The organism is Pyrinomonas sp. (assembly GCF_040289685.1).
In the GTDB taxonomy this organism is placed as follows: domain Bacteria; phylum Acidobacteriota; class Blastocatellia; order Pyrinomonadales; family Pyrinomonadaceae; genus Pyrinomonas.
Genome location: NZ_PSLQ01000114.1, coordinates 1 through 4,190 on the forward strand (window position 1 = coordinate 1; position 4,190 = coordinate 4,190).

Annotated in this window: 3 protein-coding genes; 2 read left to right on the plus strand and 1 reads right to left on the minus strand. The window is 61.1% G+C overall.

The window, feature by feature from the left end:
• Both C4334_RS14425 and C4334_RS14430 read left to right on the plus strand, forming a co-directional pair.
• The coding region (locus C4334_RS14425; protein WP_352432790.1) for a homoserine dehydrogenase at positions 1–703 on the plus strand (703 nt) is incomplete at its 5' end.
• Positions 700–1,878 (plus strand): trans-sulfuration enzyme family protein, encoded by a 1,179-nt coding sequence (locus tag C4334_RS14430; protein ID WP_352432791.1) that lies wholly within the window; start codon positions 700–702, stop codon positions 1,876–1,878. The genes C4334_RS14425 and C4334_RS14430, both read left to right, overlap by 4 nt.
• A 337-nt stretch (positions 1,879–2,215) precedes the next feature.
• Here C4334_RS14430 and C4334_RS14435 read toward each other — a convergent pair whose 3' ends face one another.
• The gene (locus C4334_RS14435) at positions 2,216–3,715 is read right to left on the minus strand and encodes a B12-binding domain-containing radical SAM protein (protein WP_352432792.1); all 1,500 of its coding nucleotides are present in this window, start codon (positions 3,713–3,715) and stop codon (positions 2,216–2,218) included.
• Positions 3,716–4,190: the final 475 nt, after the last annotated feature.

A 4,190-nucleotide genomic window follows, 5' to 3' on the forward strand; every position in this document is an offset into this window, starting at 1 on the left:
CGCGGGAAAGCACGTGGTGACGGCCAACAAAGCGCTGCTGGCCGAGCGAGGGGCGAGTCTCGCGCAAACGGCTGCGGCCAACGGCGTTGAGTTGCGCTACAGCGCGGCGGTGGGCGGCGCGGTGCCGGCCATAGAGACCGTAATGCATGCGCGGCGGTTGGGCAAGGTGCGCGCGCTTGAGGCGGTGCTCAACGGGACGACTAATTACGTGCTGGACCAGTTGGCGCGCGGAGCGACGTGGGAGCAAGCGGTGCGCGCGGCGCAAGAGGCCGGGTATGCCGAAGCTGACCCGCGGTTTGACTTGGACGGTACGGACGCAGCGCACAAGCTGGCGCTTCTCGTGCGCGCCGCTTTCGGCGTTGAACTCGAAGTTCGTCAGATCGCGCGCGAAGGAATTGACGTCGTCAGTGCGGCGCGCGTGCGCCAAGCGCACGCAGCGGGAAGGGCGTTGCGTTTGGTGGCGCGCGCCGAGCGTCAAGGGGTGGGCGTGGAAGCGAGCGTGCGTCCGGTGGAACTAGAGTCGGGGCATCCACTGGCGTCGGTGGTGGGCGTGGAGAATCGGCTCATCGTCGAGTTGGAGGATGGTCGCCGACTAGAGGTTGGCGGCAAGGGAGCGGGCAGGTGGCCGACCGCCGAAGCGGTGCTGGCCGACCTATTTGACATCGCGCGCGTGAACGACCTTGTGGAGGAGTGTGTGGCATGAAGACGGCGACCAAGTGTGTGCATTGGTTGGGCGGCGACGAGGACGCATACGGCGCGATGGTGCCGCCGATCTACCAGACGGCTACCTTTCGGCAACCGAACGCCGTAGAGTTCGGCGAATACGACTACACGCGGACGGCCAATCCGACGCGGACGCTTTTGGAGCGGCAGTTGGCGGCGTTGGAAGAAGGGGCTTACGCCGCGGCATTCGCCTCGGGAATGGCAGCGACGACGGCCTTGGTCCGGTTGCTTGACAGCGGCGATGAGATCTTGGCGGGCGACGACCTGTATGGTGGTACGGTGCGTTTGTTCGAGCGCGTGCTGCCGCGTCAAGGCATCAAGGTGCGTTACGTGGACGCGACGGATCCGGCAGCGGTGCGCGCGGCGATAAGCGTGCATACACGCATGTTGTTGATCGAAACGCCGAGCAATCCGCTGATGCGCATCGCCGACATCGAAGCGCTGGCCGATGTGGCGCACCGTGCGGGCGCGTGGCTGGTGGTGGACAACTCCATGCTGTCGCCTTGCCTGCAACGGCCTTTAAGACATGGCGCTGATGTCGTCATCCACTCGGCAACCAAATTCCTCTGCGGTCACAGTGACGTGACGGCAGGCGCGTTGATCACCAACGATGCAGGGCTTTACGAACGAATCGCGTTTCAACAGAACGCCGAGGGCGCAGGGTTGAGCCCGTTTGAATCTTGGTTGTTGTTGCGCGGCCTGAAGACGCTGGCGCTGCGCGTCGAACGGCAGAACGCCTCGGCGGAGCGCATCGCCGAATACCTGTCGCGGCATAAGGCAGTGAAGAGGGTCTTCTATCCGGGATTGGGCACTCACCCTGGGCGCGAAGTGCATCGTCGGCAGGCTACAGGCAACGGCGCGGTGATCAGTTTCACCACGGGCGATGCGGAGCTATCGCGGCGCGTAGCGGAATCAGCGCGTCTGTTCGCTATTGCCGTCAGCTTCGGGTCGGTGAACTCCTCAATCAGCCTGCCGTGTTACATGTCGCACGCGAGCGTGCCGGAGGATCTGCGGGCACAACTGGGGCCACCAGCCGACTTGGTGCGCATTTCGGTCGGCATCGAGGATGTTGAGGATCTGATCGAGGATCTCGACCGGGCGTTTACCATCGCCGCGCGATTGGCGGAGCGTTGTGCGGCGAGCATCGGAAAGTGAATCAGCGAACGGGAGCAACAAAGAGGAGATCGTCATGAAAAAACTTATGTTGCTTATAGTTGCTTATACTTGCCTCCCTTTTGATGCCGTTGGCTTACGCGCAAACGTTTGCTGCCGACACCAAAGCAGAAAAGAGAGCGGGCTTTGCCGCCGTCGTTTGTGATGCCATCAACCGTAGTTGCAGACGGCGGCTGGGCGAACTTGGCGCGGAGTGTAGTGCGGCATCTGAGAACTACGCGGGATGCTCACCCAAGACCATGACGACGAGAAAACCGCGCTCAGGCACTTTGGCACCTCGCAGCGACCAAGCGAAACCTCTGGCGGCGGGGAGGCGCGCTCAAGCGCCCAAGTGTTCCGCCGTGTAGCTTTCGGTCAACTTGCGAAAGTGATAGCCCATTGCCGCCAGCGTCATCGCGTGCGCGAACCGTTTCGGACATTCGGTCAGCGTGCGCGCCACGTACCGCCAGAAAGATGCGCGCGCAGGGTCGCGGATGCCCAGCTCCAGCACCAAGCGCCCCAAGGCGGCCAAATCGTGGACCAATTCGTTGTAGCGCAGTTCAACCCCAGAGTTGGTCAGACGCTTCAAGCACTCGAGCGCGCGGTTGTAGTATTCCGCTGGACTATAGATCGTTTGCAAGATGCGTTTGTAGCCATCGATCAACAGCCCCATATCCATTCGCGGAATGAAGTTGAGCGAACAATCCGTGTTGTTGCCGCTGCTTTCGCCAAGCAGCCTCCCTTCACGTTCCAGGCGGCGCCACAATTGCGTTCCCGGCAGCGCGTGGAGCAGTCCGACCATGGCCAATGGGATAGCGCTTTCGCGTATGAACTCGATCTGGCGGTCAAAAATATCGGGCGGATCGTGATCGAAGCCGACGATGAAGCCGGCCATCACCTCCATGCCGTAAGATTGGATTTTGCGTACCGCTTCGAGAAGATCGCGTTGTAGGTTCTGCCCTTTTTGAGCTTCGGCCAGACTCTCTTTGACGGGCGTTTCGATGCCCAGAAAGACGCGCCGAAAGCCTGCACGGCGCATCATCTCCAAAAGCTCATCGTCTTCGGCGAGGTTGACGCTTGCTTCCGTAAAGAGGCTGAACGGGTAGCGATGCCGTTGTTGCCACTCGGCGAGTTCGGGCAGAAGGCGTTTGACGTTGCGTTTGTTGCCGATGAAGTTGTCATCGACGATGAAGACCGATCCGCGCCAGCCAGTCGCGCGCAGCGCGTCGAGTTCGGCCAGCATTTGGGCGGGCGATTTCGTTCGCGGCACGCGCCCGTAGATTTCGATGATGTCACAGAACTCGCAGCGAAACGGGCAGCCGCGCGAATACTGCACGCTCATCGAAACATAGCGCCGCAAGTCAACCAAGTTGAATTCGGGCACTGGCGCGAGTTCGAGCGAAGGTCGCTCGCGGCTAGCGTAGATGCGCGCCGTCGCGCCGCCGTGCGTGAACTCATCGATGAAACGCGGCAGCGTCTCTTCCGCCTCGCCGAAGAAAAGGTAGTCGGCGGGCAGCTCTTCGTTGGTCGTCGTCACATAAGGGCCGCCAACGGCGACGGGTTTGTTGTAGAGCTTGCACTGCTGGACCACCTCGCGCAGAGACTGCTTCTGCACGAGCATGGCGCTGACGAAGACGATGTCGGCCCACTCGATATCCGCTCTTCTGAGCGGTCCGACGTTCATGTCGATCAGCCGTCGTTGCCAGTTTGCCGGCAGCATCGCAGCGATGGTCAGCAAACCGAGCGGCGGAAAGGCGGAACGTTTGCCTTCGAACTTCAGCGCATGTCGAAAGCTCCAGTAAGTGTCGGGAAACTCTGGGTAAACGAGCAGCGCTTTCATGAGCGATCCCTCCATTAGCTCGCCCACAGCACTCTGGGCCGAAGCGTGCCGATTCCTCATCCGTTGTTCGAAAACCTCGGCAACTTGGCGCATATCTTAGTCTTCGGTTGAACGAGTGTCAATGGATGTTGAGGGGAATGACTGCTGCAAAGCTTCGGCACCTCGCTGCAGAACGTGCGTCAGGGCGCTCTGCGCCCTGTTCAGCTTCGACCTCTTCAAACCCGATCCTCGGCGTGGATCAGCGAGCTTTTCTCGGCGCCGCTCCATTTCGCGATCCGATTACAAACGCCGATCGCCAAAGTGACACTCCCAGCCCCCTGAAGGGGGGCGCACCTTCTAGGCGATTTCCGCGGTGTGGCCCGCCTCTTGCTCCGGCCAAAGAAGTGGGTAGAACCGTTTGTCCTTGTCCTTGTCCTTGTACTTGTCCTTGTACGGGTAGCGCATCTTCGGGTTCTGCTTCTTGACCTGCCGCGCG

Bases quoted from the DNA above. Each gene is read 5' to 3' on its own strand.
- C4334_RS14430 (WP_352432791.1), top strand. From the start codon at position 700: ATGAAGACGGCGACCAAGTGTGTGCATTGGTTGGGCGGCGACGAGGAC.
- C4334_RS14435 (WP_352432792.1), bottom strand. From the start codon at position 3,715: ATGAAAGCGCTGCTCGTTTACCCAGAGTTTCCCGACACTTACTGGAGC.